Source organism: Dehalobacterium formicoaceticum (assembly GCF_002224645.1).
Classification (GTDB): domain Bacteria; phylum Bacillota; class Dehalobacteriia; order Dehalobacteriales; family Dehalobacteriaceae; genus Dehalobacterium; species Dehalobacterium formicoaceticum.
Genome location: NZ_CP022121.1, coordinates 2,607,993 through 2,634,261, shown reverse-complemented (window position 1 = coordinate 2,634,261; position 26,269 = coordinate 2,607,993). Strand labels below are relative to the sequence as shown.

General features: G+C 43.3%; 29 protein-coding genes. 1 reads left to right on the top strand and 28 read right to left on the bottom strand.

All coding sequences use genetic code 11. The annotated features are described in order from the left end of the window. Nucleotides 1-9: 9 nt before the first annotated feature. The 9 genes from aroH to CEQ75_RS12665 all read right to left on the bottom strand — a co-directional run bounded on the left by aroH (nucleotide 10) and on the right by CEQ75_RS12665 (nucleotide 6,510). Complete coding sequence (aroH, locus tag CEQ75_RS12705) at nucleotides 10-369, bottom strand: chorismate mutase (protein WP_089611166.1); 360 nt, start codon at nucleotides 367-369, stop codon at nucleotides 10-12. A 90-nt stretch (nucleotides 370-459) separates the two neighbouring features. Then, nucleotides 460-885: a HutP family protein gene (locus CEQ75_RS12700; protein ID WP_089611163.1), complete on the bottom strand. Its 426-nt coding sequence runs from the start codon at nucleotides 883-885 to the stop codon at nucleotides 460-462. Nucleotides 886-1,107: 222 nt separating this feature from the next. Continuing rightward, nucleotides 1,108-1,614 (bottom strand): hypothetical protein, encoded by a 507-nt coding sequence (locus CEQ75_RS12695; RefSeq protein ID WP_089611162.1) that lies wholly within the window; start codon nucleotides 1,612-1,614, stop codon nucleotides 1,108-1,110. 65 nt (nucleotides 1,615-1,679) lie between these two features. After that, nucleotides 1,680-2,921 (bottom strand): BaiN/RdsA family NAD(P)/FAD-dependent oxidoreductase, encoded by a 1,242-nt coding sequence (locus CEQ75_RS12690; RefSeq protein WP_089611160.1) that lies wholly within the window; start codon nucleotides 2,919-2,921, stop codon nucleotides 1,680-1,682. Nucleotides 2,922-2,925: 4 nt separating this feature from the next. Beyond that, nucleotides 2,926-3,690: a fumarylacetoacetate hydrolase family protein gene (locus CEQ75_RS12685; protein ID WP_089611158.1), complete on the bottom strand. Its 765-nt coding sequence runs from the start codon at nucleotides 3,688-3,690 to the stop codon at nucleotides 2,926-2,928. An 18-nt stretch (nucleotides 3,691-3,708) separates the two neighbouring features. Continuing rightward, nucleotides 3,709-4,251: a cob(I)yrinic acid a,c-diamide adenosyltransferase gene (gene cobO, locus CEQ75_RS12680; protein WP_089611156.1), complete on the bottom strand. Its 543-nt coding sequence runs from the start codon at nucleotides 4,249-4,251 to the stop codon at nucleotides 3,709-3,711. A 244-nt stretch (nucleotides 4,252-4,495) separates the two neighbouring features. Beyond that, nucleotides 4,496-5,239: a pseudouridine synthase gene (locus CEQ75_RS12675; protein ID WP_089611154.1), complete on the bottom strand. Its 744-nt coding sequence runs from the start codon at nucleotides 5,237-5,239 to the stop codon at nucleotides 4,496-4,498. An 83-nt stretch (nucleotides 5,240-5,322) separates the two neighbouring features. Further along, nucleotides 5,323-5,856, bottom strand: coding sequence for a spore maturation protein (locus tag CEQ75_RS12670; RefSeq protein WP_089611152.1), 534 nt, complete (start codon nucleotides 5,854-5,856; stop codon nucleotides 5,323-5,325). Nucleotides 5,857-5,922: 66 nt separating this feature from the next. Then, complete coding sequence (locus tag CEQ75_RS12665; protein WP_089612626.1) at nucleotides 5,923-6,510, bottom strand: nucleoside recognition domain-containing protein; 588 nt, start codon at nucleotides 6,508-6,510, stop codon at nucleotides 5,923-5,925. Nucleotides 6,511-6,799: 289 nt separating this feature from the next. Here CEQ75_RS12665 and CEQ75_RS12660 point away from each other — a divergent pair, with 289 nt between their 5' ends. Next, nucleotides 6,800-8,230 (top strand): metallophosphoesterase family protein, encoded by a 1,431-nt coding sequence (locus CEQ75_RS12660; RefSeq protein WP_198306536.1) that lies wholly within the window; start codon nucleotides 6,800-6,802, stop codon nucleotides 8,228-8,230. Between the two features lie 123 nt (nucleotides 8,231-8,353). Here CEQ75_RS12660 and CEQ75_RS12655 read toward each other — a convergent pair whose 3' ends face one another. The 19 genes from CEQ75_RS12655 to spoVAC all read right to left on the bottom strand — a co-directional run bounded on the left by CEQ75_RS12655 (nucleotide 8,354) and on the right by spoVAC (nucleotide 26,124). Next, entirely contained in the window at nucleotides 8,354-8,722 is a 369-nt protein-coding gene (locus tag CEQ75_RS12655) for a YkvA family protein (RefSeq protein ID WP_198306535.1), read from the bottom strand. 283 nt (nucleotides 8,723-9,005) lie between these two features. After that, entirely contained in the window at nucleotides 9,006-9,734 is a 729-nt protein-coding gene (locus CEQ75_RS12650; RefSeq protein ID WP_242965178.1) for a CPBP family intramembrane glutamic endopeptidase, read from the bottom strand. Nucleotides 9,735-9,820: 86 nt separating this feature from the next. Next, on the bottom strand, nucleotides 9,821-10,942 hold the full coding sequence (locus tag CEQ75_RS12645) for a D-alanyl-D-alanine carboxypeptidase family protein (protein WP_089611147.1): 1,122 nt from the start codon (nucleotides 10,940-10,942) through the stop codon (nucleotides 9,821-9,823). A gap of 232 nt (nucleotides 10,943-11,174) precedes the next feature. Continuing rightward, nucleotides 11,175-11,591, bottom strand: coding sequence for a GerW family sporulation protein (gene ytfJ, locus CEQ75_RS12640; protein ID WP_089611144.1), 417 nt, complete (start codon nucleotides 11,589-11,591; stop codon nucleotides 11,175-11,177). After that, a complete protein-coding gene (locus CEQ75_RS12635) occupies nucleotides 11,588-12,256 on the bottom strand; it encodes a DUF2953 domain-containing protein (protein WP_089611143.1) in 669 nt (222 codons plus the stop codon). Before CEQ75_RS12635 ends, ytfJ begins: the two co-directional genes overlap by 4 nt. Before the next feature lie 232 nt (nucleotides 12,257-12,488). Then, nucleotides 12,489-13,034: an amidase domain-containing protein gene (locus tag CEQ75_RS12630; RefSeq protein ID WP_198306534.1), complete on the bottom strand. Its 546-nt coding sequence runs from the start codon at nucleotides 13,032-13,034 to the stop codon at nucleotides 12,489-12,491. A 74-nt stretch (nucleotides 13,035-13,108) separates the two neighbouring features. Further along, a complete protein-coding gene (scpB, locus tag CEQ75_RS12625) occupies nucleotides 13,109-13,654 on the bottom strand; it encodes an SMC-Scp complex subunit ScpB (RefSeq protein WP_089611140.1) in 546 nt (181 codons plus the stop codon). A gap of 101 nt (nucleotides 13,655-13,755) precedes the next feature. Beyond that, nucleotides 13,756-14,484: a segregation and condensation protein A gene (locus CEQ75_RS12620; protein WP_089611138.1), complete on the bottom strand. Its 729-nt coding sequence runs from the start codon at nucleotides 14,482-14,484 to the stop codon at nucleotides 13,756-13,758. Further along, nucleotides 14,484-15,470 carry a tryptophan--tRNA ligase gene (gene trpS / locus CEQ75_RS12615; RefSeq protein WP_089611136.1) on the bottom strand — a complete coding sequence of 329 codons (987 nt, stop codon included), beginning with the start codon at nucleotides 15,468-15,470 and terminating at the stop codon, nucleotides 14,484-14,486. The genes CEQ75_RS12620 and trpS overlap by 1 nt, the downstream gene beginning before the upstream one ends. A 61-nt stretch (nucleotides 15,471-15,531) precedes the next feature. After that, nucleotides 15,532-16,161, bottom strand: coding sequence for a site-2 protease family protein (locus CEQ75_RS12610; RefSeq protein WP_089611133.1), 630 nt, complete (start codon nucleotides 16,159-16,161; stop codon nucleotides 15,532-15,534). Further along, complete coding sequence (locus CEQ75_RS12605) at nucleotides 16,158-18,776, bottom strand: CBS domain-containing protein (RefSeq protein WP_089611131.1); 2,619 nt, start codon at nucleotides 18,774-18,776, stop codon at nucleotides 16,158-16,160. The genes CEQ75_RS12610 and CEQ75_RS12605 overlap by 4 nt, the downstream gene beginning before the upstream one ends. A 275-nt stretch (nucleotides 18,777-19,051) precedes the next feature. After that, complete coding sequence (locus tag CEQ75_RS12600; protein WP_198306533.1) at nucleotides 19,052-20,059, bottom strand: acyl-CoA dehydratase activase; 1,008 nt, start codon at nucleotides 20,057-20,059, stop codon at nucleotides 19,052-19,054. Then, nucleotides 20,037-21,155 (bottom strand): acyl-CoA dehydratase activase-related protein, encoded by a 1,119-nt coding sequence (locus tag CEQ75_RS12595; RefSeq protein ID WP_089611129.1) that lies wholly within the window; start codon nucleotides 21,153-21,155, stop codon nucleotides 20,037-20,039. The genes CEQ75_RS12600 and CEQ75_RS12595 overlap by 23 nt, the downstream gene beginning before the upstream one ends. Then, nucleotides 21,155-22,132 carry an acyl-CoA dehydratase activase-related protein gene (locus CEQ75_RS12590; RefSeq protein WP_089611126.1) on the bottom strand — a complete coding sequence of 326 codons (978 nt, stop codon included), beginning with the start codon at nucleotides 22,130-22,132 and terminating at the stop codon, nucleotides 21,155-21,157. Before CEQ75_RS12590 ends, CEQ75_RS12595 begins: the two co-directional genes overlap by 1 nt. After that, nucleotides 22,125-23,684, bottom strand: coding sequence for a spore germination protein (locus tag CEQ75_RS12585; RefSeq protein WP_242965176.1), 1,560 nt, complete (start codon nucleotides 23,682-23,684; stop codon nucleotides 22,125-22,127). The genes CEQ75_RS12590 and CEQ75_RS12585 overlap by 8 nt, the downstream gene beginning before the upstream one ends. After that, nucleotides 23,674-24,261 carry a stage V sporulation protein SpoVABEA gene (gene spoVAEA / locus CEQ75_RS12580; RefSeq protein ID WP_089611122.1) on the bottom strand — a complete coding sequence of 196 codons (588 nt, stop codon included), beginning with the start codon at nucleotides 24,259-24,261 and terminating at the stop codon, nucleotides 23,674-23,676. The genes CEQ75_RS12585 and spoVAEA overlap by 11 nt, the downstream gene beginning before the upstream one ends. A gap of 4 nt (nucleotides 24,262-24,265) precedes the next feature. Then, nucleotides 24,266-24,628 carry a stage V sporulation protein AE gene (gene spoVAE / locus CEQ75_RS12575; protein ID WP_198306728.1) on the bottom strand — a complete coding sequence of 121 codons (363 nt, stop codon included), beginning with the start codon at nucleotides 24,626-24,628 and terminating at the stop codon, nucleotides 24,266-24,268. A 13-nt stretch (nucleotides 24,629-24,641) separates the two neighbouring features. Further along, nucleotides 24,642-25,646, bottom strand: coding sequence for a stage V sporulation protein AD (spoVAD, locus tag CEQ75_RS12570; RefSeq protein ID WP_089611120.1), 1,005 nt, complete (start codon nucleotides 25,644-25,646; stop codon nucleotides 24,642-24,644). Nucleotides 25,647-25,662: 16 nt separating this feature from the next. Further along, nucleotides 25,663-26,124 carry a stage V sporulation protein AC gene (gene spoVAC, locus CEQ75_RS12565; RefSeq protein ID WP_089612623.1) on the bottom strand — a complete coding sequence of 154 codons (462 nt, stop codon included), beginning with the start codon at nucleotides 26,122-26,124 and terminating at the stop codon, nucleotides 25,663-25,665. Between the last annotated feature and the right edge of the window lie 145 nt (nucleotides 26,125-26,269).

Genomic DNA, 26,269 nt, shown 5'->3' with positions numbered 1-26,269 from the left:
GCTTACCTGCTATACTAAATCCGGACGAAGGGCGGCGGCCCTTTTCAGGTAAATATGTTTAATTTCGTCTTGAGCCGACTCTGTATTCCAATGAATCATGACGCGAATAATACCCCTGATACTACCGGGTACGTCCATTTCCCAGGTACACATCATGGGTACATTTTCCCAACCCATTTCCCGGGCGGCACGAGCCGGAAACTGGGCATCCAAATCACTTGTTACCGAAAACAATACACTGGCGATATCTTTGGAATCAAGATGATTCTTTTCCATGATTTCACCAATCAGTTCCCGAGTCGCCTGGCTGATTGCTTCCTGAGCATTATTTTCTACTGATATCGCTCCTCTTATCCCTCTTACCGCCATTTACTTTTCATCCCTTTCTGCTATGTAACGGCTGTATCATCCTTAAGGCATCTAAGCTACCGAGTCACTTCACTAAGTAGAGCACTGCCTTTAAGATTCCTGGGTTACCGCCCGATGGGCTAGTCCAACGGCAATCTCGTCTAAATGGATCATACCGATGCCAAAGAATACGGCCACGCTAACATGGTCACAGTATCGGGCAATGCCGATTTTCCCTCCAATATTCAATCCGATGGATTTGGGCATAATCTGGGTTAAGGCATCGTGGGTAGCTCCGGCCACTGCTCCTTCACCGGCATGGGTATCCTTGATGACCCCTTCTCTCTTCGCTGCGACCACTGCCCGTTCAATAATTTTTGCCACCGAGGACAAAAATTCTCCTCCGTAATCCACCGCGGCCGTGGTAATGCCCTCTGCTTGATAAAGTTTTTTTAGTTCTTTTTCTTCCTCACGGCTTTCTGAAAGTGCTAATTTAATGGCGATGCCGGCGACTTTCTTACTTCCAATCGGAACCATAGAAAATTCCTCCTTGTAATCAGAGCTTTTGGCCGCTTTTTCTGCGCCGTATTTTATACTTTCAGAAAGTATAACTTCGCTCACCTTCGGCTTGGCGTAAGCCAGAACTCATTATCATCAACTCAAAACAGCACTCCCGGATAGGAGTGCAACAATTTTAGCATATCAACCCTTCCATCCTACATTAACTATTATAGAAAGCAGGGCAAGAAATAGCAACTGTTATTTAAATTGAACCTGGGGAAAGGATTCCAGAGAGCGATTGGTTTCGATTTGCTGATAAAGAACAGGTGCAGCGATATTAGAGGAGCTTTCCGTAATGCGAAAAGTCAAGGGCCGATGGTAAAAAGAACCGTCTACGGAAACAACGTCATTGGATGAAACCTTTACGGTGATCTTTTTATTCCGGAAATCAGCCACTTCTTTTCCATTGATAAAAAGCTTCGCCTTGGCCAAGGATGAGAAATCCTGCAACTCGATGGTAAGATGGGCAAAAAGAGGGGATTCCGTATCAAGCACCCTGGCTGAAGGCTGGGACCACTCTTGAAAAGGCTGTCCCTCCAATCTTTCAGACCAGCTTAAATAAAAGCGCAGAGGATCGGATGTAAGGAGGGATTGGGCCGCGACCAATAATACCAAACTTATGATGATCATTCGGACCAGGATCTTTTCACTCCGGGTAAGCAACTGCCAAAGGTTTTGATCCCAGTTTATTTTTCTTTTGGTCATATCTTTGCACCGCCTATCTTATCAAGGTTGTATTATCTATATAAGATATGCGGGGCAAGGAATTTTTATTCGGCAGCAGACGATCCTGCGACCCAGCCGGTAGAAAAGGCAGCCTGAAGATTATAGCCTCCGGTGTAACCGTCAATATCCAGGACTTCTCCTGCAAAGTATAGTCCCTCAACAATTTTTGATTCCATTGTTTTGGGATTCACTTCCTTCACGTGAACCCCGCCTGCGGTAACAATGGCTTCCGCCAATGGGCGGGTTTTGGTTATGGTTACCGTAAAATGCTTTAATAAATGAACAATTTCCTCCCGTTCCTCTTTGGTGATCTGATGAACAAACTTTTCCTGGGATACGGACAAGTTCTTGAGAAACACCGGGATCAAAGATTTGGGCAAAAGATCACCTAAAGCATTGGCAAGAATTTTCCGGGCGAATTTTTGAAAATCTCTTTGGATGCGCTGATCCAGTTGTTCAATTGATAATGCCGGCTTTAAATCGATCACCACTGTGATGGGCTGCTTGGCGTCAGATTTTAAAGCGGCGGCTACAACGTTGCTTAATGATAGAATAATCGGCCCGGACAGGCCAAAGTGGGTAAAGAGCATTTCACCGAAATCGGAGGCTATGATTTTACCTCCGGATACTACAGCAGCACGGACATTTTTTAAGCTTAATCCTTGCAGTTCTTTAACCCATGGCTCCCGTGTTTCCAAGGGTACCAGGGAGGGCTTTAAAGGAGTGATTTGATGGCCGATTGATGCGGCCATACGATACCCGTCTCCCGTTGATCCGGTACCGGGATAAGAGGATCCCCCGGTGGCGACAATGACTCGATCCCCGGGAAAGAATCGATCTCCCTTCACCCTGACTCCCAAAACTTTGCCCTGATTGATCACCAGCTCTGCTCCTACCTGTTCATATTTGATCTCGACACCCAGCTTTAAGAGATATCTCTTTAGGGCTTCCACCACATCCTGAGCCCGGTCGGAAACAGGAAAGACCCGGTCCCCCCTTTCGACCTTGGTGGCAACACCAATGCGCCGGAAAAAATCAATGACATCAAAATTGGAGAATTGGTTGAGGGCAGAATATAGAAATGTACCATTCCCCGGGATATTTTCAATAATATCCTCCCTGGTACCGGCGTTGGTGATGTTACAGCGTCCCTTCCCGGTAATGAGCATTTTTTTGCCGATTTGCTTGTTTTTTTCTAATAGGGTGACGCGAGCGCCTCGTTCTTGGGCGGCAATTGCTGCCAAGATACCCGCTGCTCCGCCACCGATTACGACAATTTTGTGCACAGACTCATCCGGCCTTTCCCACAAGATTGGTTAAAGTGCCGATTCCTTCAATGGTTACGGAAACCTCGTCTCCGATTTCCATGGCGCCAATACCTGAAGGAGTGCCGGTAATAATCACATCCCCCGGTAATAAGGTCATGACTTGACTTAAATAATGGATTAAATAAGGTATGCCAAAAATTAAATTCTTCGTATTTGATTGCTGTTTGAGCACACCGTTGAGCCTGCTGGAAATATCCAGTTCATTCCAGGGTAGGTCCGTTACGATCACAGGTCCTAATGGGCAAAAGGTATCAAAGGATTTGGAAACGGTCCATTGGCCGTCTTTTGGCTGAATGTTACGTGCCGTGACATCGTTGGAGCAGGTATAGCCTAATACATAATCCAAAGATTCTGCTTCCGGAATATTTTTCCCGGTTTTCTTTATGACCACAGCCAGTTCTCCTTCATAATCCAGCCGCTTGACAAAATGATCGGGATAAATAATCTCTTCCTCAGGCCCGATCACCGTGGTAAAGGGTTTCATAAATATAACCGGCCATTCGGGAATGACTAAATTCATCTCTTGGGCATGATCAGCGTAATTTAATCCCACACAAATAATCTTGCTGGGTTCGCAAGGAGCCAGCAGTTTGACCTCATGCCGGGGCCAGCCCTTCTCCTTGATATGAAAATCGCCAAAATAAGAACCCTCCAGGGGAAAGACCTGCTCATCTTGTAAGACTCCCTGGAAAACTGTATTATCTTTTTGAAAACGGATCAATTTCACCTTATTTTCCCCCTGCCTTTAATATTCAATTCCTTTTCTGCTTTTGATACCCATTTGATAAGGATGCTTGATCTCTTTCATCTCCGTCACTAAATGAGCTCTTTCGATTAATTCCGGTGGGGCATTGCGTCCCGTTAATACCAATTCCACATGCTCCGGTTTTTTATCCAGCAAATTCAATACTTCTTCCACAGTAAGTAATTCAAAGTAAAGGGCATTATTGATTTCGTCCAGGATTAACAGATCCGTCTCCGGGTCCAGCAACGCCTTTTCAGCATGTTCCAGGGCTTGATGAGCCAAATCAATGTCTTCTTTCAAGACACCTCTTCGATGAACAAAACCGTTCCTGCCGTAAGAATGAAGCTCTACTTCCGGAGCCAGCCGTTTTAAACCGCTAATTTCACCATAATAAGTACCGGTTTTCATAAACTGAATGATGACCACCTTAAAGCCATGCCCGGCTGCCCGTACGGCCAAACCGAATGATGCCGTACTTTTACCTTTCGCATTACCGGTGTAAATCTGAATCAAACCTTTTTCCAGTTTCTCTTTTTGAGTCATGTTAAGAGCCATCCCTTTCTCTGAGCTCAAGGCATTAGAAAACTTGGCATACGCCAAGCCGTAGGCTTAGGCGCGCTAGAATTTCTTGCATTGGGTTTTTTGCAATGCTTAGAAATTCCAGTCCTTTAGGGGAAGCCTTAGTTGCACATATACTTTCAACCTTTAAAATTTTTATTTTCTGAAAGTACAAAACGATGCAGATAGATAAGCTTTGAGCTCCTTTATAAAAATTTTATCATTAAACTTATCTATTCGCTACTATCCCCTTAGTTCCTTTTAATTTTTTTAAAGCTGCTACTTCCTGGTTGGTTAAATAGCGCCATTCTCCTGGTTTCATCTTGTCCAATTTTAAAGGACCGAAAGCGATGCGTTTCAGCTTCAGCACCGGGTGGCCAATGGCTTCAAACATTCTGCGCACCTGACGTTTTTTCCCTTCATGAATGGAAATATCCAGTAAGGCATTACCATTTTCTATTTTTTTTAATTTGATTTCTGACGGTGCTGTTTTCCCATCTTCCAACATAATCCCTGCCGCCAATTGTCCTAAACTTCTCCCTAAAGGCACACCTTTGACCAAGGTACGATAGGTCTTTCGCACTTCATGGCTGGGATGGATTAAACAATGGGTTAAAGCGCCGTCATTAGTCAGGATCAGAAGACCGGAGGTATCATAATCCAAACGGCCTACGGGATAGACCCTCTCCGGCACTTCACTGATTAAATCCATAATTGTACGTCTTTTGCGAGGATCATGCACCGTGCTAAGGTAACCCACCGGTTTATATAATAAAAGATATTTTTTCTTTTCTGCTCCGGATATCATGACACCGGAAACTTCAATCATATTTTTTTGGGGGTCTACTTTCACGCCAAGTTCCGTAACGGGTTTTCCGTCTACCTTTACTTTACCGGCTAAAATCAACTCTTCACAAGCCCGGCGGGAAGCAACTCCTGCATGAGCCAGAACCTTTTGTAATCTCTCTTCCATAACACACCTCAGTTAATAAATTCTGAGAGAATTATAGCAATAAAGATGGGAACAAGCAAACCATATCCCAGGAATATTTTCTTTTAGGTTCCAAAATAAAGATGACAGATGATTACCGAAGCGATAAAACTGGTAATATCTGCAATTAAGCCTACCTGGACGGCATAGCGGTATTTAATTACTCCGACAGAACCGAAATAAACCGTCAGGACATAAAAAGTGGTATCCGTGCTGCCCTGCATGGTGGATGCCAATCGGCCGATAAAAGAATCCGGGCCGTACTGATTGATTAATTCCGCTGTGATGCCCAAAGCGCCGCTCCCCGATAAAGGTCTCATTACCGCCAAAGGCAGAACTTCTCCCGGGATCCCCAAAAGATTGGTCAGAGGAGATAAAAAATTGATCAGGGCTGCCATAGCACCGGAAGCACGAAAGACGCTGATCGCTACCAGCATACCCACTAAAAAAGGCAGAATCCGAAAAGCAATCTTAATCCCTTCTCCTGCCCCTTCGACAAAGACTTCATAGACATTAACTTTCTTGATATACGCATATAAGGGAATGATAAATAACAGGACGGGAATGGCCCAGCGGGAGATTTGGGTCAATAAATCCATCAAAACAGCTCGCTCCTTTCATGGATCATCTTTCGTATTGAATTTCTTTTGCTTGTCGATCTGATATTAAGTTTTATTCCGATACTTTTTACGCAGAATAATATCGGCACAGATTGCGCAAATCGTTGCACAGGCAGTAGCTATAATGGTTGTACCTACAATTTCTACTGGATTTGCTGAACCCTCCTGCACCCGGAGGCTGATAACCATGGCGGGAATTAAAGTGATACATGATGTATTAAGGGCTAAAAAAGTAATCATGGCATCGGAAGCAACGTTTTTATTCTGATTAAGCTCCTGTAATTGCGCCATGGCTTTTAACCCAAAAGGGGTGGCAGCATTACCTAAACCTAAAATATTGGCACTTAAATTCATAATGATGGATCCTAAAGCGGGGCTGTCTTTAGGAATACTGGGAAAAAGCAAAAGAGCAACAGGACGCACCAGTCTGGAGATAGCTTGCACCAGGCCGGATTGTTCCGCCAATTTTAATAACCCTAACCAAAGTGTCATCACACCGATGATTTCAAAGGATATTTTTACTCCGGTCTGGGCAGCCTGGAAAGCGCTCTCTGTCACCACCTCAATATTGCCATTCAGTCCCGCTGTAATAATACCGGACAACAAAAGCACCAACCAAATCAAATTGACCACGTTTTTCATCCCTTCCCTATTAGCATGTATCCCGCTCATGAATTCATATGAGGACAAATCGTAAAATATGCGAAAAAAAAACCGACCACGAGGGCGGTTCTTTCGGTTTAGGGGTTTTCTCAGAGATATCGTTAAATAAATTAACCCATATTTTACTAATCCATAATTTATTGTTAAACAAAATATGATAGTTTTAAGTATAAGAAAATATTTTAAGAGAAAGGAGTATGAGAAGAAGCTAATCCTTACGGCAAATGTAAAATCAACTTTTAAAAAGGGGGTAATATTAATGAAGAAAAGAATTTCAATTATTTTTGCATTGCTGATATTGTTATTGTTTGCAAATTCAGCATTTGCACAAGGTACAGTTACCTACACAAAACCTTATCTGCTAACCTTGAGTCCCTCTAACGAAATGAACGTTCTTTGGTTGAGTAAGGTAAGCAGTGAAGGAGTTGTAGAATATGGACTTACGAAAGAACTCGGACAAACCATTACTACAGAGGAATACAAAATTGATGGGCTTAAAACATCAAATACACCAACCGGATATGATTCGGATCCTGCAAACAACCCTGAATTAAATGTGTTCCAACAAATTGGCACATTAAAAGATCTTGAACCGAACACGACTTACTATTACCAAACAACTACCAAAGTTGACGACAAAATTGAAAAATCTACAATATACAGTTTCAAAACTGCACCTGTAAACGGTGAAGACTTTACGTTTGCATTATTGTCAGATCTTCAATTAAAGGCAGAAAGCCCAGCAACAGTAAAACAAATAGGCCAACAAAAACCTGATTTCATCATTTACGGGGGCGATCTTCAAAACACACCATGGAAAGCCGGAGAATGGTTTTTTGTAGAGGACTGTTTTATTGCACCTAATGAACTTGGTAAAACCTGGTTTGAAATTATGCAACAGGAAGAAGATGGATCTGAATTACTGCAATATACTCCTATTTTTGTCACTCCCGGTAATCACGAAGTAGATGATCAACGAATCATGTCATCAAAAGAAATGACAGTAAATAATGTTGATGACTGGTCACTCTCCATTTACATGCAGATATTCAGACCTTTATATCCGGAACAGGAGTATTATCCTAACGGAAGACATTGGTACAGTGCAGACTATGGCGATTTGCATATCTCCAGCATCTCGGCTTTCAGATGGCAAGCGTGGAGCGGTCTGGAATCCCCTGGTTGGATGATGTTTGATGACATTTCCCAAGGAAGCCCCCAAGTGAAATGGCTTCGTGATGACCTAAAAGAATCTGATGCTCAATACAAATGGGTGAACATGCACTGGCATATGGTTAACAGAGGAGATGACGGCTGGTATCCATATTCTGAACCATTAGTCAAAAAGGACGGCAGCGTAAAATATCCTCATGGAGACTACGCTTGGAATGTATTAAGACCTTTATATGAAAAATATGGCGTAAACGGTGTTAATTTTGGACATTCCCACGTTTATGAGAGATATTTAATTAATGATGTAAATTATATTGAAGCGGCATCTATTGGCAATAACTATCGTGGTCAGGATGATCCATATCACCCATCAGGAAATAAACCTATCTTTGAAGAAAATTCCATACGCTCTTTTATGATCATAACACGAGACGAAAATGGACTTAATGCCAAAGGCATAGCGGCAAGCGGGCCAAACAAAGGCCAAGTATTTGATAGCTTTACAATAGCAAAATAATACATTAACTCCCAATCACAAACTGAATAGATTATCTGCATTGAAATGTACCCAATTGTTAGACCAATAGATAACAATTGGGTACAAAAAAACCCAAAATCGACAACGCTGGCGGTATGTGGTTCAGATAACGACAGCTTTGACAATCAAACAGATTACAAACAGCCAAATCAGGGCGATGGGAATTGCATAGTACCACTTCTTTGGCTTCCCATTCTGCCACATTCCCTCGGCTTCTTTTCGGAATTGTTCAAAAATATCTTGGGGAATCAGGCGAATTGTCAGTGCGATTAACGCGGGTAAGATAATAACATCATCAAGGTAGCCAAGTACAGGAACAAAGTCCGGAATTAAATCAATGGGTGAAAGGGCATAGCCAATCGTGATCCCTGCAAAAATTTTAGCTGGCAGCGGCGTTTCCTTGCTTTTCAAACTTAAAAACACTGCTGGAATATCTATTTTTAATTGTCTTGCTCTTTCTTTAAGATTCAAAGCACTCATCTCCCAATTCCGTTTTATCGCTGCATAATAAAATAATTCTTATGCTTGCGCGTTCTTATTGAACTTTTTGTTTAATTTAAAGAACAAGCATCCCGCTGATAAACACAAGATCTCTCCATATTGCTGATGTTACGCATATTTTTCATCTATTATGAGCGGAATGTCTGTTTTTGCTGTGCTCCGCTTTTCCAATAGACAAAAAGGACAATCAGGAATGATACCGATTGAGCAATCGAAATGCGTATTACCTGTAATTCATCTGCGCCTGAGATCGTTATGACATGCAAAAGATTGATGATAGTGTTGTTAAAAAATGGTCAGCCATCGGCATCCAAAGCGAACCCGTAATTTTAGTAAGTAAACAGAATTTTACTCCCGTAATTCCTGTGGTCAAAATAAGCATCAAGGCAGACATGACCGCTCCAGTTACGCTCAAATCTCCATCCCACAGGCTGCGTACCGGGGCCGCAATATGCCAGATCCCAAAAAACATAGAGGAAAGAAGCACCGCTTTAATAAAAGAAAACCTCGTTTCAGCAAGTTTGATAAATAAGCCGCGAAAAACGCCTTCCTCCATAACCACATTGATAAGATTGCCCACAATACAGAAAACAAAAAACAATAACCCAGTTTGACGGCCCAGGTTACCATCCAACGAATATCTGGTCACATAGACTTGAAAGGAAGGGCTGCCTCCTCGTGACAGTTGGATAAGAAACTCGGTTCCATAAGCGATAATAAACACAACTGCGCCAAGCAGCAGACCATAAAGCACATATTTGCCTGCCGACTTTAATGCAAACCCGATTTCCGGCAATTTTAATGAAAAGTACCGTATTGCCAACATGAGTACGAGTATACCTGCCAGTTTATGTATAAACGCCTCGCCAAAAAAGCTTTGATCTGTACGGATAACCATGTATTCAATGGCTCTCAAAACAAAACATATTAAGTATATGACTATAATAGACTTCACTGGGTTCAACTGTTTATTTTCTTTCACAGCAATGCTCCCATCTTATAAGTATTCTTATTATTGCGGTCATCGTTCTGCTTAATTATTTATTTAAAAAAGCACCCCAAGGGGTGCTAAATTATGGCGCTGATAAAGGTATCCCAGAGATAAGCAAAAAAAGAGCTTTTCCCTACATCATTGGCAGCAACCAACTCAGTGGTGACAAAGGTGTTCTCATCAATTTTAACTACTGCCGATCCTAAGCGCTGCCCTTCTTTAACTGGGGCTTTAATTTTCTCAGGCAGATAGATGCTTGGTTCCAGGAGGTCCTTATCTTTTATATTAAAAGCAACTCCCAAGGGTGCTTTTGCTACTGCATGCACCGTTTTTGAGGTGCCGCCTTTCACAGGAATCTGCCCGGCTGTCTGATTCTCTTCAAAAATCTCTTTCTTTTGATAGTTTTGGAATCCGTAATCAAATAAGGCAGTCATTTCCTGATACATGCCATTGCAATTTAGGGTCACGGCAATTAATTGCATGCCATTGCGGGTCGCAGAACCTACCAGACAGCTTCCTGCTTGTCGGGTAAAACCTGTTTTCACTCCGTCTGCTCCTTCGTAGGTTTTGAGGAGGCGATTGGTATTATAAGCAACCCGATTATATTCGTTTCCTTCCCAGGGAATCTCATATTTATTGGTGTTTACAATCTCCCGGAATTTTTCATTTTTAAGTGCTTCACGGGCAATCATGGCCAAATCATAAGCTGAGGTGTAATGTCTCTCATCATTTAAACCATGGGGATTAACATAATGGGTATCTTTTAAACCCATCTCTTTGACCCGTTTGTTCATCATTTCAGCAAATTGCTCCACGGAACCGCCGATATCAATGGCGATGACCTCTGCCGCATCATTAGCCGATTTTAAGAGCAGAGCGTAAAGAAGATCTTCCATGGGATGGACTTCACCGGGCCCCAGGTAAATATTGGATTCACCGGGATTCACAAAATCTGCCGGTACTTGTACCTGTTTTGACAAATCAGCATTTTCCAAAGCCAAAAGGGCAGTGGTTATTTTAGTGGTACTGGCTTGGGGCAGCCTTTCATGGGCATTCTTTTCAAAGAGGATTCTGCCGGATGATGCATCAATTAAGATTGCTGATTTCGCCGTTACCTCCGGGCTTGCATAAGCAGTTCCTGAAACAACTCCAAAGGTCATGACGATAATCATAAATATGTTAAATAAACTTCGTTTCAATTTTCAGCCTCCTACTTTTATCTTCCATTTATTTTGCCTTAATATGATCAAGTAAAACTTCCATCAGTGTTGGTTTTACGGATTTGTCGATAGGTGATAATATTTGAAAATTCGTGAAAATTTTCGCCAATCTCTATGATTCTAGATCATTTTCAAAAATCCTCCCCCCAAATAATAAAAATTTAAAAAATACAAAATACAAAATGTAAAAGCAAAAAACCCTTGCGGGTTTTTACATGGGACAATTTTGATTGATCACAGAGTGATTTTTATTTTTGTTAATCAGCGATTGCATTTGATTTAATACTTGGGGTGCCAGATCCAGGAGCCGGTCCGCTACTAAATTCCCTTCCACAGGAATCAAGCGGATTTGATTTTGTCCGACGACCAAAAATCCCATGGGTTGGACTGAAACACCTGCGCCGCTACCCCCTCCAAAGGGGGTTTTTCCTGTTTGAGTTTTTTCTTCCGGGCTCGTGCTGTATTCTCCGCCTCCGGCGGCAAAACCACATGATACCCGGGAGATAGGAATTATTACCATGCCATCTTTCGTTTCTACGGGGTCGCCGACAACGGTATTAACATCAACCATTTCTTTGATACTTTCCATCGCTGTTTTCATCAAAGCTTCAATCGGATGGTCACTCATCTATAATCACCGCCTTTTTTTAAGATCCATAATAAGGGAAGCATTTTTAAGCCGCCAATCATAATATGACCTAAACGGATCTCAAATATGCAGTTCAATTGGAAAAAAGCTTTCTCCTGCTGAAAATCAGGAAGCACAGAGATTTGCGGTCGGCAGCCCACATGCTTCACCTGATGCTGCAAGTAACCATAGAGGAAGGTCTTGATCGACCAGAAAATCCCCGTTAAAATTCCTGTTTGGGCAGCATCCCTGGTACCGATTTCTGTGCACCAGAAAAAATCTCTTAATGAAATTTTACTTAAAAACCAGTCCCCAATTTTTTTCATTTTTTTTGAATTTTTCAAAAGCAAAATTATGCTTCTGCCCAGTCTTTTCAATTGTACCTTGCCTAAAATTTCTTGCTGTTCTTTTTCCATCCATGGCCGGCCCTTTTCTCCTGCTATTTTAGTCACCATTTTTATCATCGGCCATAAGGCTGCGGTTGAAATTTTGATAAAGGGGATTTCTAATTTAATGCCCCATATACCTGGAATCACTTGCCAGGTGATGCTGATAAAATCATCCTTTTCTTTTTTTAGGTAATAAAACCGAAAACGCAGGGGTAAAAAAAGCCCAATCAATAATAGCAGGATAAAGACTAATAACAGGATGGTACCAAATTTCAACGGTCACACCTCGAATCAAATGCAAAAAGTTAAAACACTATTACTATATTCTTCCTTGTAATCCGTCTTAGTATGCCTCTCGTGCACTTATATTTACATCCTTTAGCATTTAATCGAGAACTGATGATTGGTCTAACCTTTTTAAATTTATATTTGCTGATAGTACAAAAAAAGGGAACCTGTCCGGTTCCCTAAACTTATACTTTCATAGCAAAAAAACAGCTTTCACCTGTTAATATATAATGTTCCAAAAAAGATATGATGTTTTCTCTGTCCAAGCCACAGAATTCCGATAATCCCAAAGACGGTTTTGACTGTTATTGGTATGGGCATTGACTAAAGGCCGCCCATCCCCATTAAAACCCACCACCACGGTATTGTGCTGCCAGACTCCGTCTCCATCCCAATCATAACAGATGATATCTCCCGGCCTTAATTCATTTGCCGCGGCTACCTTAGCTGTGAGCACGCCTTGTTGGGAGGCCAAATACCAGCGCAAGCTATGAGCCACAGCCCAGCTGAAGCTCCACTGATCCTCTCTTGCTCCGTTAGCGGCGTACCACCATCCCGCATCTTGTTTTCCGGTGTATTGCATGGGCAGGCCCCCGGCATAGAGAACCTGAGAAACATAATTGGTACAATCCACCGGGAAATAACGAAAATCAGGATTATAACTGTTCCACCAACGATGGGCATATGCCACGGCAGCTTGTCTGTTGTACCCTCTGTTGCGTTTCCCTTGGTTTACTTTAAAGATATTAGCCCTTTCTTTTTCCATCCTCATCCTCCCCCTGACCATGTGCTATCAATATATGAACAACAGGATCATAAGGTGAAAACTGAAAGGTTCGCTTATTTTTCCTTTTCTGGGTTGGGTGGATCCTGGGACAGCTGATCCGGATCAGGCAGTTCCTGCAATGATTTTAAACCGAAAAACTTCAGAAATTCCATGGTGGTTCCATAAAGAACGGGTCTGCCCGGGCCGTTTTTCCTCCCCACATCCTGGATCAAATTTTTTTCCAACAAGGTACTGACAACCCCATCCACCTTGACCCCGCGGATAGTCTCAATATCAGTCCTGGTAACCGGCTGCCGGTAGGCAATAATAGCTAAGGTTTCCAGCGCTGCTTTGGAAAGGGAATGAATCTTGGGACGATAATATTTTTCAATCATATCTGCGCAAGCAGGTCTGGTGGCAAATTGCCAGCCCCCGGCCACTTCCATCAGTTGAAATCCTCTTTCCTGATAGTGCTCTGCTAATTCATCAAGTAAAACCATAACAGTTTCCCTTGCCGCACCGGTGATTTCCATGAGTTTTTCCACAGATAAGGGCTCACAGGCGACAAAGAGCAAGCACTCTATGTTGTTTCGAATATCTTCACTAAAAAGCATCCCCATCGAAATCAATTCATCCCCTTTCCCCGGTGCAGTTTTAATGAAGCACCTCTTTTATCAAGGTATATAAGGTTTTTGCTCTATTTGCGGTTTTACAGAAGGGATCAACCTTTAAAAATTATGATATCTCCATGGGGAGAAACCTGGCTGACTTTGATCTCATGGAGGCGCATTAATTCCAGCAAGGCCAAAAATTGGATCACCACTTCCACCCGACCCACTTCTGGAGAAAATAAAGCGAAAAAGGATATTCCTTCCTCATGCTCCGAAACAACCTTTTGGATATCTTCAATTTTTTGTTTGATCGTGATTTCTTCTCTAAAAATTTCCTGCACCGGATCTACGACCGGGATTCTGGTTAATACACTTTGCAGGGCGGCCCTTAGATCCTCCAGCTTTACTCCTTCCAAGGGGCTGGGATCATCAAACAAAGCCAGATAAAAAGCTTCGTCATTGGGGCGAACAAAAATTTTTCCTTGCTCTTCCTCCTGTTGCTGTAGAAATTCAGCAACCAGCTTATACTTTTTATATTCTAATAATTGCTCCACCAGTTGATCTCTTGGATCCTCATCTTCCTCTGCTGCTTCCTCTTCCGGCTTCGGTGGTTTAGGCAGCAGCATTTTTGCTTTAATCGCCAGGAGGGTTGAGGCCATTACTAAAAATTCGCTGGCAATATCCAGATCCATCTTTTCCATTTCTGTCAAATAGTCCAGATATTGCCGGGTAATTTCTGCAATGGGAATGTTATAGATATCTACTTCGTTTTTTTCGATTAAATGGAATAATAAATCAAAGGGTCCTTGGAATACCTCTAATTTAATTTGATATTTCATTAAATCTTCATAGCTTCCCTAACGGCTTCTAATGTATGGGAAGCTTTCTCCCGCGCTTTATTGGCGCCCTCTTCCAGGATTTGATCTAAAATATTGGGCTGGGCGGCCAGTTGGGCCCGTTTTTCCCGGATGGGGGCAATAAACAGGTCTAGCTTTTGGGCCAGACGTTTTTTACATGCCACACAACCGATTTTGCCGGTACGGCACTCTGCTCCGATCTCTTTGACCTCCGCTTCATTATAAAAGGTGTGATAAGTATGCACGGTGCAAACTTCAGGATGGCCCAAATCGGTTTTCCTGATACGAGCCGGGTCAGTCACCATCTGGGAAACCTTATCATTAATTTCTTCCGTGCTTGCATTTAGGGCAATATCATTGCCATAGCTTTTACTCATTTTACGATTGTCGATACCGGGCAAAAGTTTTACTTTAGCCAGAATGGCTTGAGGCTCCGACATCACCTCAGTTTGAAACATATGATTAAAGCGGCGGGCAATTTCCCGTGTTAATTCCAAGTGGGGCAGCTGATCTTCTCCCACAGGTACGGAAGTGGCACGATAAACCAGAATATCCGCTGCCATTAAAACAGGATAACCCAGGAAGCCATAGGTAGAAATATCCTTACCGACTTGACCGAATTGATGAATTTGTTCTTTGTAGGTAGGCACTCTTTCCAACCAGGATAAGGGGGTGGTCATACCTAAAAGCAAAAATAATTCCCCATGTTCTTTAACATGGGATTGGACGAAAATGGCGCTTTCTTCCGGGTCAAGACCGACGCTTAACCAATCCAAAGCCATTTCTTTGATATTTTCTTTAATATTGTCGGTATCTTCAAAACCGGTGGTTAAAGCATGCCAATCGACAATGCCATAGAAACACTCGTATTCTTTTTGAAGCTTGACCCAATTTTCCAAAACACTTAAATGACCTAAATGAAGTTTTCCTGTCGGCCGCATGCCGCTAAAAATGATACCCTTTTTCATGATCTTCTCTCCTTCTGCTTGTCACAAAAATATTGATGCTATGATTTAATATGAGATAATCTTAGATGGGAATTCCCGTTGCCATAAAAACGATCTTGTATAAAAAACTAACAATGGGCAGAAAAATTCTTTGGATCATACCCGATACAATTAAAATCAACAAGATGATTGGTCCATATTGTTCTAGACTGTAAAAAAATTCACCGGCTTGCCCAGGGAGAATTCCTGCCAAAATTTTTGACCCGTCTAAGGGAGGCACCGGAATGAGATTGAAGGCGGCTAAGATAAGATTGATTTGTACTAAGTTCTGCAAAAACAGAGCAAATAAATTATTAAAAGGCAATATTTCTCTCAACATCAAAGACAAAAGAAGTGCGCTTAAATAAGCGAAAAGGATGTTGGAAAAAGGACCGGCCAGGGCAACCGTCATCATCCCCCGCTTTTTGTCTCCTTGAAAATAATAGGGATTGACCTGAACCGGCTTCGCCCAGCCAAAATGGGCCACAATCAATAACAAGGTGCCCATGGGATCAAGGTGTTTCAATGGATTTAAGGTCAGGCGGCCTTGCAGCTTGGGCGTAGGGTCTCCCAGCCTGTACGCCACAAATCCATGGGAAAACTCATGCACGCTGAGGGCTAATAATATGGCCGGTATATAAAAAATTAATTCCCAGATATTACTTAGATTCATAACATCTCCTCTTTCGTCAGATAATTTTTGATCAATGATATCTCTTCGGCACGGGATTGCACGATGCCATCAAGCCTGGCGGTGCGCAGCATCTCTAAGATCTCCCGATAAACAGGTCCCGGCTTTATGCCCAACATTTTCAGATCCTTGCCTGATACAACCGGTATCCGTTCTTTCCGTAAGCGCAGATAATTGATAATCTTTTTTTGCTCAGGATCAGGGGAAACAATATAAAAATACAGGATGGTTTCATTGGATAAGTCACGGAAAAGAAGGTCAATTTTGCTGATCGGGACATCTTTCCCTTGCAGCATAGCATGAATTTTTTTCTTTTCATGGGCTGTTTTCATTAAAACCAGATTATATTTCTTAGACCATTGAAATCTTTCGATATTAGCGGCAACCCGCTTTTCATCCGCCTGATGACAAAGGAGGAGCAAGGTCAGGAGTCCCGGATCAACGGGGCCAAGTAAGGATGTCAATTGACTGCTGTCTTCCGTCACATGCTCCAAAAAATGGAGTATCCCCGGGGTTAATTCCAGCTCGGGTAAAATGCGGCTCCAAATATCCATTTCTTTTAACCTTTTAAAAATGGCAATCATATTTTTTTCTTTTAAGATTAAAACAAATTCTTCTTTTAAACGATTGGCAGAAACTCTTTCCAAAAAATTCTGTTCAATGGCTTTCTGGGCAAAGCGCAAGGTATCCTCCTCAATGGTAAAATCATACCTTTTTTCAAAACGAATGGAGCGAATGATGCGGGTAGGGTCTTCCACAAAGCTTAAATTATATAAAATCCGGATCAGCTTCCGGCGCAAATCCGAGCAACCACAAAAAAAGTCAATTAATTGTCCCCAATTGTGGTGATTTAAACCGATGGCCATGGCGTTGATGGTAAAATCCCGGCGATACAAATCCTGCTTTAAAGAACCGTTTTCCACCGTGGGCAAAGCCGCCGGAAATTCATAATACTCTGTTCTGGCCGTGGCAATATCGATTTTGAGACCGTTGTTCAGAAACAGGTTGGCTGTGCCAAACTTTTCATGACAATAAATTCTTCCGGTCAGTTCTTTTGCCAATTTTGTGCCAAAGGCAATGCCATTGCCTTCTACGACCAGGTCCAGGTCGACATTGGGCAGTCCCAGAAGCAGATCCCGCACCATCCCTCCTACCAAATAAACGGCGACCTTTTCACTATCGGCAATGGCACCGATGTCTTCAATCATTTTAAAAACATGGGCAGGTAAGAGGGCCTTCATCCGAGAGGCAAAGTTTTCTCCCGTAAAGGAACAGGCATGGGGAAAATCAGAACCATAGACAGGAAAAATATCCCCCCCGTGAAGCACCCGTAACACATCCGATCGTGAGATAATACCCACCAGGGTATCATTTTCCATTACCGGCAGACGGCCAATATCCTTTTCGATCATGATTTGCTTAATTTCGGACAGAGAGGTATCACTATTGATAGTGGCAATATGATGAGACATAAAGCCTTTCACCGGAGCATGACCTAAGCCATGGTATCTGGCCTTTTCAATATCCCGGCGGGAAATGATGCCGATTACCTTTTCCCCGTCAATAACCGGAAACCCGGTATGACCATAGCGAATCATAATCTTCTCGGTTTCATCGATGCTTAAGTTCTGAGAAACGGTTTTCACGGGAGAGGACATAATATTTCTTGCTGTTACTTCCGGAGAGATGCTCTTCTTTAAGATCTTATGCAAATTATCCATGACCCAATCCAGATTCATGGCTTTAATGGTTGCGGAAGCTGCCGAATTGTGACCGCCGCCGCCAAATTGGCGCAAAATGGCACCCACATCCACTCCATCGGTGGCACTCCTGGCCACCATGATGATGCGGTCATCCATTTGGGCCACCGTAAAAACAACTTGAGCTGCAGTAAATTCCACAATCTTATGAATTAACAAATCCAATCCGGCAATATATTCCGGTATAGAAGCCTTGGCAATGATGATGTTGATGCCCTGATGCACAACAGATTCCATATCTTCCATCAGCAGATTCAGCAGTTCTTGCTGTTCATCCGTTAAGGGCCGTTCCATATAATTTCGGATAATCTTTAAATCCGCTCCCTGGTCTAACAACCAGGCCACAGCTTTCACATCCCGGACCGTGGTGGTGGAAAAGCTTAAGGAACCGGTATCTTCATAAATACCCAGGGCAAATAAAGTTGCTTCAAAGGGGGTTATTTTTATCTTAGCCGCAATGATGCGTTCCATTAACAGGGTGGTGGTGGCGCCTACTTTATCAAAAACGAGAAATGGAGAGGTTAAATCATCCTCACCGGCGGGATGGTGATCAAAAATAACCAGCTCCGCCTCCCCCTGATCAATAATTTTGCGAAAATTTCCAATGCGTTTAATATTCCTGGTATCCACAATGATCAATTTATTAACCTTTTTGATATCAAAGATACGGGGATTTTTCACATCAATGGAATCCCTGTAAAGAGCCATAAATTCCTGAACGCTGCCCTGAAGCTTGCCGGCAAAGACCATCAAGGCCTCGGGAAATAACTTTTGGGCTGCCACCATGGATGCCAACCCGTCAAAATCGATATTATTATGAGATACAATCAATTCCATTTTTTCAATCTCCTAAAAACTCAGCCTATGAGCAGCGGATTTAAAAATATAATATCAAGCCCATTAGTTGCCGGTCGGCTAACTGACCAACTAACCAACCAAATGCAATTAATCCACATACTGCTTTATTATAACAAATGTCAATCTTTCAGTCCATGAAAAAGAAAGGATTCCCAGAGAGCAGAAAAAGAGAAGTGCCCAAGGTTGCAGTTTCTTTCAGCACTTCTCTCTCCATCTTCATTTTTAGCTCAGTGTCATCAACAGCATTATCGTCGTTAAGCATGTTTTAAATCATGTGCTAATGGTTCCTCTTCACTGGTCATGGGGGCATTATTAAGGGCGGACCATTTGCCGCAGCGATCACCCCAGCGGGCTAAGATCTGCTCTCCATTCACAATGGAAACAATTTCGCAGTGATTGGGGCATCCCAGACATTCTTTACTCTCAGCGGCAACATCCAGGTTCTTGGCCGCAAAACCGCGGAATTTTGTACCTCCTTGTCTCCCGGCTTCTTCTTTGCCGATAATCGCCGCTCCGAAAGCCCCCATAACATGGAAATATTCCGGCACAATGATTTCCCGATCTAAGGCTCGAGAGAAAGCATCTCTCATGCCAGGGTTCGCCGCCACTCCGCCCTGAAACACCACCGGTCCCAGGATCCTTTTTCCTTTGCCTAAATTATTCAAATAATTACGCACCAGAGCTTCACAAAGTCCGGCCACAATATCCGCTAAGGCATAACCGGATTGTTGTTTGTGGATCATATCAGACTCGGCAAATACGGCACACCTTCCGGCAATGCGTACCGGCAAAGTGGCTTTTTGGGCTAATTGCCCAAATTCTGCGATGGGTAATCCTAAGCGTGCTGCCTGCTGATCAAGAAAAGAGCCTGTACCGGCAGCACACACAGTATTCATGGCAAAATCAGTGGCCACACCTTCCCGGATAATGATCAGCTTTGAATCTTGTCCGCCGATTTCCAGCACCGTTTGCACTCCCGGTACCAAAGTGGATGCGGCAACGGCATGGGCGGTGATTTCATTTTTTATGGCATCGGCTCCTGTGATGACACCGGCCAGCTGCCGGGCACTGCCGGTAGCGCCTACGCCCTTGATGTTCACATCCGGATGTTTTTTTAACACCATCCCCAGACACTTTTTGATGCTGACAATAGGCTGACCCTGGGTTCTGATATAAATAGCCTGCAAAACCTTATTCGATTGATCCGTCAGCACCAGATTGGTACTGACAGATCCCACATCAATTCCTAAATAAGCGTTCACTCTGAACTCTCCTTTTTCCAAAATCATTTTTTCGGTACAGCATTTCAATAAAAGCTTCTAATCTGGTCACAAGTCCTGCTTCTCCCGATTGTTCATCAAAATAGATGGTCATAACCGGCATCTCTTCCTCTGCACTTACCACAGGCAGGATTGTTTGGGCCACTATTTCCGGCATACAGGTCAGGGGAGCCAACTGAATGGCGCCATGATATCCCTCCCGGGCATACCGAACAGCACTGCCCACCGTTTCTCGGCCATGTCCGCCCACAAAATGACGTAAATATGGGGAGGCCATTTGCGCGGCCTCTTTGGTGCTTCTGACACGCATCAAGCCCATAAAGAGATGATCATTGATCCACTCACTGAGATAAATTGATCTGCTCACCTCCACACCTAAGCGGCCCAGATGCTTTTCAATATCAAAGGTAACGAATGGTTCCAGAATCGTATAGATTTCACCGATGACAGCGATCTTGAGCACGGTTTTTTCCATGTCCTTGGGGACACCATCCAATTCATGCAGGGTTTTTCTTTGAATTTCCCAAATCTTTTTTATTTCATTTTCAGCATCTATTTTTTTTAAGGACCACTGAAATACATCATCAGCTGTGCCGGTTCGCACCTCTCTTGGCCGCACCTGCTGTACCTTTTGCTCGATAACATCAATGGCTCGTGCTTTTGCCCATCCCATGCGCAGCGCCCGGGCTACCTGAAACAATGATTTTCCGTTGGACAGGTAGGAGATCTTTTGTATTAATTCTGAAAAATGGGTATCAGGAGGTTCCACGACAATGATTTCATAATGATACCCCAGATCCTGCAGGATTTCCCGATGCACCTGGGCATAATACCCAAAACGGCAGGGTCCCACCCCTCCGGACGTGACAATGGTATCCGCACCAAGTTCGGCAGCTTCGATAAAATTCCCCAAAATAATTTTTAAAGGCAGACAAGAGAATTCCTGGGCATGCTCAATGCCCAGCTTTAATGTTTTCTTGGTAATCGGCGGGGGTACCACTACCTCTACCCCCAACTGGTCAAATAATCCTTTGCCTACGATTGATAAATGACCCATATGAGGAAAGGTTACCTTCATTAGCTTACCCTCCTTTGAATCAGATCCATAAATGCTTCTAATCTGGTCACTAAACCCGCTTCACCGCTATGTTCGTCAATGGTAATAAACATAAAGGGTTTTTGGTTGCCTCGGCGGGCATATCTTTCCAACAGATCTCCCACCATTGAGTCCGGACCGCAGCCAAAGGATGCGAGAAAAATCATCCCTTTGATCTCCGGATCATCAAGATAATACAGGCCGCTCCCTAATAATTGCTTGCCGAAAGTCCAAAAGATTTTTTTAGGGAGCTTTCCGGCAAATTTCTCGATCTCCTCCGGGATAACCATTTCCTTTGTGCACACCTGAGCGCCTAAAACATGGAGTTTCTTAAGCAAATTCATATTAATATAAGCATCATAAAGGTTATAGGCATGGCCTAAGACGGCAATCTTGAATCCATCTTTTACCCTGGGAAATCCCTCCGGCAGATGGCCTGATTGCAGATATCTTTCATGTTGTTCCTGCTTTTGCAAAGCTGCTTGCCAGGATTTTAACCCTTCATAATCCGGTACTTGAAGGATAGAACAAATTTCTTTGATGGCTTGTTCAATTTGGTTATTTTTAATTCTTAAGTTGACCGTGGTCTCAATCACAGGGGGCGGATTCACCAATGACACCCGCAGCATATCCGGCAGTCCTAATATTTTTGGACACATATATTCTTTTTTAACCATGCTCACGATCCGGGGAATAAAAAGATAATCTACCTGAGATGCCAGATCTAAAACATGGCCATAGAATACCTTTACCGGTAAACAGGCTTCATCTACAGCAGCCATGATCCCTTCATTGATCATCTTTTTATTGGTATCGGATGATACCTTCACTTCAAAACCCAGGTTTTGAAAAAAATTTTCCCATAAAATATGATAGTCGTAATAAAGCATTCCTTTCGGTATGCCGATGGTTTTCGGAATTTTATTGGGAACTGTTTTCGGAATTAATATTTTATTCATCTTTTTTCCTTTCCACGGTGCGTGCCCATTTTTTCTTTTTAGGCATAGGTTTAAATGATGGTGAGGGCTGTACCTTTTGCTTCGTAATATCCTGGGTTTGCAGGATGCTGGGCCTTTGATTCTGAGCCGGTATTGGTGTACGCACCAGTACTGATTTTAAGGCCTTGCCATCAAAGGGGATTAAAGGCCACAAATAAGGAATGCCGAAGGATTTTGTAAATCCGGCGTAAACAAGCAAAGCAATGGACCCAATAATCAATCCCGGCAGTCTAAAAATATAAACGGCAAAGAGCAAAAAGTAACGCGCCAAACGATTGGCCATACCCAGCTCATAACTAGGAGTGGCAAAGACGGTGGTAGCTGCGACCGCCGTATACATGACCACCTCTGGGGTAAATAGGCCCACGGAGATAGCTAAATCCCCCACCATCAATGCAGCAATTAATCCTAACGAGGTGGTAAGTGGTGATGGGGTATGTACAGCGGCAATGCGCAGCACATCCACAGCAATTTCCGCTAAAACAAACTGAAACATCAGTGGTACCTTGCCCACATCCTTAGGTCCGATATATTTTAAAGATTCCGGTAACAAGGATGGTTCAACGGAAACCAGAAAATAAGCGGGCAAGAGAAAAATGGATGTAAAGACGGCAAAAAACCGGACCCATCTTAAATAGATGCCGACGGTAGGACCTTGCCGGAATTCCTCGGCATGCTGCAGATGATGAAAATAAGTAGCAGGCAAAATAATAATACTGGGGGATGTATCAACCATCACCAGGATATGTCCTTCAAAAAGATGCTGAGCTGCTACATCCGGTCTTTCCGTATAGCGTACCTTGGGCAGAGGATTCCAATAGCTGCCGGGGGTGATCAGTTCTTCCACTGATTTTTCTGCCATAGGTAAGCCGTCAATATCAATGGAACGAAGCATTTTTTTAATTTCTTCTACCAGGTGCAGATTAGCCACATCTGCAAGATAGCTGATACAAATATCAGACCGAGATCTGCGGCCCACCTGCATCACTTCCATGCGCAAGCTTTTGTCCCTGACGCGCCGTCTTAATAAGGTCGTGTTAAAAACCAGGGTTTCCGTAAAACCATCACGAGATCCCCGCACTACCTTTTCCAGATCCGGTTCTTCCGGGCCTCGGGCGGCAAATTTTCGTAAATCAATGAGAATTCCTTCAGCTTCTCCTTCGATAATAAAAGCAACTTGTCCCATTAAGACTCCATCGATAATTTTTGATATCTTTTCTGATGAATCCAATTGGAAATGAGCCAGATATTGCTTTTTAAATTTATCAATGGTATTGGGAATGATCTCTTCCCTGGTCAAACATGTTAAACTCTGCAAAATATGGGAAAGAACTTCCGAATCAATAAAACCCTGAATGCAAAAAAATGCCCCTCTTTTTCCTCCTACTAATACTTCATGACAAATCACATCATAATTGGCCCCTACACCTAATTGTGTCTTTAAATCATCTAAGTTTTTTTGATAGTTATGGGACAAGTCCTGGGGAAGTTCCTTTTCTTTCTTAAGCGTCACCTGATTCACCATCCCTCTTTAAAAGATATTTAATTGCCTGGGTCGTAATTTTTCCCCCGCTTGCCGCATGGTCACGGCCATGCATTTTGCCGATATCCCCAATGCCAATAATCATGGGGATCTGGTTTTTTAATGAATTTAAAATACCCACCGTATCTCCTTCTAAAATATGATGTCCCGTTTTTTCCGGCTCCCCGTCCTTATTTACCGGACGATGAATCATTTGCCCGTCCATGGTGATGGCATGATCAATACTTACCCCTTGAGTAAACAAGGTATTAGAGGCAACGGCCAAGACGCCGATCAGTTGAACTTCTTCGCTTTTAGCGAGATATTCCAAAGCCTTTTCTCCCTTACCTTGGGAGCAGCAGCCCTTATCATCCAGCATGACAAGGACAGGATCTGATCTTGCTTCCTTAATTAGCGAAATTATTTCTTCCCCTGAGAGAGGCGTTGGATTCCCCGCTGACGCGGAAATACAGCAGCCGCCAACTTTTGTTGCCACTTTTTCGATGGTCTTTTTGGCCACTTCATCTCCATCGGTAATAATAATCACTTTTCTTTTTTTATGATCCATGATCTTAACCTTGAGGGGTTGATATCACTGCAACCAGGTAGCCAAATATGATCGCTGCCCCAACCCCGGCTGCTGTGGCCTCTATGCCTCCACCCAGCACCCCCAGAAGACCCCCGGATTTTCCACCTTCGATGGCACCCTGGGCTAAAGAATGACCAAACCCGCTTAAAGGAATAGTTGCCCCTGTTCCGCCCAGGTCAATGAGGGGTTGGTAAAGCCCAAAAGCGCTGAGAATGGCGCCCCCGACCAAAAAACCCACCAGAATATGGGTTGGGGTGACGGAAAAAGGCGTTAAATCCATAATCAACTGACCAATGAGACAAATCGTCCCTCCTAACAAAAAGGCCATCAAGATTTCCTGCACTATAAATCCCTCCCTCTTAATAGTTTTCTATCACCACAGCATGGGCAATACCGGGTATGGACTCACCTTGAAGCATACTAATGGGACTTAACAAAGCCCCTGTGCCTACCAGCATGATTTTTTGATACATTCCGGCACTCATACTATGCAAAAGATGTCCGCAGGTCACCACCGCGGAACAGGCGCAGCCGCTGCCCCCTGCATGGGTATCTTGGGTGGGATCGTAGATCAGCAAACCGCAATCCGCAAAATTTTCGCCCAGGGGATAGCCTTGTTGTTCCATTAATTGGTGAGTCAATTCTTTTCCGATAGTTGCTAAATCTCCCGTAATGATTAAATCATAATCCGCCGGTTTTCGACCGGTATCTGTAAAATGGCGGATCAAAGTATCAGTTGCCGCCGGTGCCATGGCCGCTCCCATATCACTTTGATCCTTAATGCCCAAGTCAATGACCTTGCCCACGGTGGCATGGGTTATGCGCGTACCTTTTTCACCTTTACCGATCAAAGCTGCTCCTGCTCCCGTAACAGTCCACTGAGCAGTAAGTGGTCTTTGCACACCTTGTTCCGTTGGGAAACGGTATTGTCTTTCCGCCGTATCATGATGGCTGGAAACAGCTGCGACTACCTTTTCGGCAAATTCCCCATCGACCAGGACCGCTCCCAAAATAAGGCTTTCGGCCATAGTAGAGCAAGCTCCGTATAAGCCAAAAAAAGGGATAGCTAATTGCCGCGCCGCATAATTTGCTGAAATATTTTGATTTAACAAGTCCCCTGCCAAGAGAAAATCAATTTCATCTCTGCCCAAATTCTCCTTATCCAAAGCCAGATTGACCGCTGCCTGTAGAATTTTGCACTCCGCCTTTTCCCAGCTTTTTTCCCCAAAAAGGGTATCATCCAAAATCAAATCGAAGGTTTTTTGTAAGGGGCCCTCCCCTTCTTTCGGTCCCACCACTGATGCGTGGTTAAGGATCAAAGGAGGATCTTGAAAAACTATGGTTTGCTTTCCGACTCGTCTCATTGGTAAACCTCCGATCTCAAATTATTAAGGAAATGATTCCAATCAGGACAGAAATCAGTGTCCCATAGACCAGTACCGGGCCGGCCACGGTAAACATTTTTGCTGTGACCCCGAAAACGTAGCCCTCCCTTTTCCATTCCAAAGCGGAAGCGACAATGGAGTTGGCAAAACCGGTAATGGGGATAATGGAGCCTGCTCCGGCAAATTTACCTAAATTATCATAGATGCCAAAACCTGTTAATACGGCCCCAATCAGGATCATCAAAATCAGGGTCACGGTTCCGGCATCTTTATTTGTTAGTCCCATTTGAAGTAAGATATTTAAAATTCCTTGGGCAAAGGCACAGATGAAACCTCCTACTCCAAACGCCGCGATGGCATTTTTTAAAACCGGCGGGCTGGGCTTGATATTATGCACCATTGTCTGATATTCTTTCTCTTTGTTTTGTTGGATCGCTTGTTCAATATCCTCCAACATTTTGCTTTTCTTGGGAGACAATATGCTTCACCACCCTTGATTTTTTACTATTATTGCCATTTTCTTGCTTCCATATTCTTTAACACCGGATTTAAGATGGGATTAAAGCATCTTTACAGTAAAAAAGCGCTCAGTCGCGCTTTTT

Coding starts and splice junctions, on each gene's coding strand:
- aroH (WP_089611166.1), bottom strand. CDS start 369: ATGGCGGTAAGAGGGATAAGAGGAGCGATATCAGTAGAAAATAATGCT.
- CEQ75_RS12700 (WP_089611163.1), bottom strand. CDS start 885: ATGGTTCCGATTGGAAGTAAGAAAGTCGCCGGCATCGCCATTAAATTA.
- CEQ75_RS12695 (WP_089611162.1), bottom strand. CDS start 1,614: ATGACCAAAAGAAAAATAAACTGGGATCAAAACCTTTGGCAGTTGCTT.
- cobO (WP_089611156.1), bottom strand. CDS start 4,251: ATGACTCAAAAAGAGAAACTGGAAAAAGGTTTGATTCAGATTTACACC.
- CEQ75_RS12675 (WP_089611154.1), bottom strand. CDS start 5,239: ATGGAAGAGAGATTACAAAAGGTTCTGGCTCATGCAGGAGTTGCTTCC.
- CEQ75_RS12670 (WP_089611152.1), bottom strand. CDS start 5,856: ATGGATTTATTGACCCAAATCTCCCGCTGGGCCATTCCCGTCCTGTTA.
- CEQ75_RS12660 (WP_198306536.1), top strand. CDS start 6,800: ATGAAGAAAAGAATTTCAATTATTTTTGCATTGCTGATATTGTTATTG.
- ytfJ (WP_089611144.1), bottom strand. CDS start 11,591: ATGAGTGACCATCCGATTGAAGCTTTGATGAAAACAGCGATGGAAAGT.
- CEQ75_RS12630 (WP_198306534.1), bottom strand. CDS start 13,034: ATGGAAAAAGAAAGGGCTAATATCTTTAAAGTAAACCAAGGGAAACGC.
- scpB (WP_089611140.1), bottom strand. CDS start 13,654: ATGGGGATGCTTTTTAGTGAAGATATTCGAAACAACATAGAGTGCTTG.
- CEQ75_RS12620 (WP_089611138.1), bottom strand. CDS start 14,484: ATGAAATATCAAATTAAATTAGAGGTATTCCAAGGACCCTTTGATTTA.
- trpS (WP_089611136.1), bottom strand. CDS start 15,470: ATGAAAAAGGGTATCATTTTTAGCGGCATGCGGCCGACAGGAAAACTT.
- CEQ75_RS12610 (WP_089611133.1), bottom strand. CDS start 16,161: ATGAATCTAAGTAATATCTGGGAATTAATTTTTTATATACCGGCCATA.
- CEQ75_RS12605 (WP_089611131.1), bottom strand. CDS start 18,776: ATGGAATTGATTGTATCTCATAATAATATCGATTTTGACGGGTTGGCA.
- CEQ75_RS12595 (WP_089611129.1), bottom strand. CDS start 21,155: ATGAAGGTAACCTTTCCTCATATGGGTCATTTATCAATCGTAGGCAAA.
- CEQ75_RS12590 (WP_089611126.1), bottom strand. CDS start 22,132: ATGAATAAAATATTAATTCCGAAAACAGTTCCCAATAAAATTCCGAAA.
- spoVAEA (WP_089611122.1), bottom strand. CDS start 24,261: ATGGATCATAAAAAAAGAAAAGTGATTATTATTACCGATGGAGATGAA.
- spoVAD (WP_089611120.1), bottom strand. CDS start 25,646: ATGAGACGAGTCGGAAAGCAAACCATAGTTTTTCAAGATCCTCCTTTG.
- spoVAC (WP_089612623.1), bottom strand. CDS start 26,124: ATGTTGGAGGATATTGAACAAGCGATCCAACAAAACAAAGAGAAAGAA.